Origin of the sequence: Gracilibacillus saliphilus (genome assembly GCF_010994085.1) — a bacterium.
GTDB classification, from domain to species: Bacteria; Bacillota; Bacilli; order Bacillales; family Amphibacillaceae; genus Gracilibacillus; species Gracilibacillus lacisalsi.
Window position 1 is genome coordinate 1 of sequence record NZ_WJEB01000075.1, and the last position, 1,024, is coordinate 1,024.

2 protein-coding genes are annotated in these 1,024 nt (G+C 32.8%); both read left to right on the plus strand.

From position 1 onward, the window contains the following. The first annotated feature begins 12 nt into the window (after positions 1-12). Positions 13-117, plus strand: a complete 105-nt coding sequence (locus tag GHT08_RS22350; RefSeq protein ID WP_238343656.1) for a DNA/RNA non-specific endonuclease — start codon at positions 13-15, stop codon at positions 115-117. 10 nt (positions 118-127) lie between these two features. After that, entirely contained in the window at positions 128-595 is a 468-nt protein-coding gene (locus GHT08_RS21870; protein WP_163583498.1) for a DUF600 domain-containing protein, read from the plus strand. The last annotated feature ends 429 nt before the right edge of the window (positions 596-1,024 follow it).

Consider the following 1,024-nt stretch of genomic DNA (forward strand, 5'->3'; position numbering starts at 1 on the left):
AAGCACGTTTCTGTGAATGTAAAAATTAACTATGAAAGTAATAGCTTAAGGCCAAGTAGTTTTGATATAGAATATGAGATAGATGGAAGAATGATATTTACAAGTATAGAGAATTAGAGGTGATTATATGAAAGTATTTGAAGATTATTTTTCAGAGTTACAAGCAGACATGGTGGCTATTTGTTTAGAATATGTCGAAAATAATGCAGATGAAGTCTATATATATGGTTCATATGAGCCAAAAATGTATTTTTTTGATTTCTTTTATAGAGTCAATGGCAAGGTTGTTCATAAACATCAATTAAACGAGACTATAGAAGAATCGGATGGTCAACACAATCAAGTATTTGATGTTTCAAGAGAGAGGCAGAAGTCTGCATTAAAAATTGGTAATAATAATTTGAAACTTATTCATAAAAAGTGTGAAGAATTTAATAAAGAAATGCCCACAGAAATGAAATTATATTATAATGTGAAACAAAACTCCTTAAAGGCAAACTATAAATATGCTCTAGTTTATTCCAATGATGATGAATTATTGCCTGATGATATTTTCGATAACTGGTTTGAGGAAGTAAAAGAAAATAATGAATAAACTATACCTTGATGGGCTAAATGCCTTTCAAGGTTTATTTTTTGAACATCTGACGTTATAGTATGATTAGTCATCCATGGAGAATACAGAGTATATATTACTGACAAAGATATATTTGGAAACAAGTTTAGTAAAGAAAAACAAACCCAAAGCCTATTTATCTTAGGTATCGTGGAGTAAGTGTAGCCGTAAGTCACATACAGGCTAAGAGTTGCCTTTCCACGATCTTCCCAACACCAAAACCACCCGCAACAGTACCGAAAACTCCAAAACCATGGTCAGTAAATTATGCAATGAAATGGTTGAAGGAACAAATACCGGAAGTTCGGATTGTACAGGATTCGATGGGTGGCACCCATATAATGTTTGCGAAAAGAAGTGGTGGAGGAGTTGAGGATGTAAGTAGAGTTGGGAATGGTACTAAGGGTA

What these genes read in the sequence shown, in the direction of transcription:
- GHT08_RS21870 (WP_163583498.1), top strand. Translation starts at nt 128, where the DNA reads ATGAAAGTATTTGAAGATTATTTTTCAGAGTTACAAGCAGACATGGTG.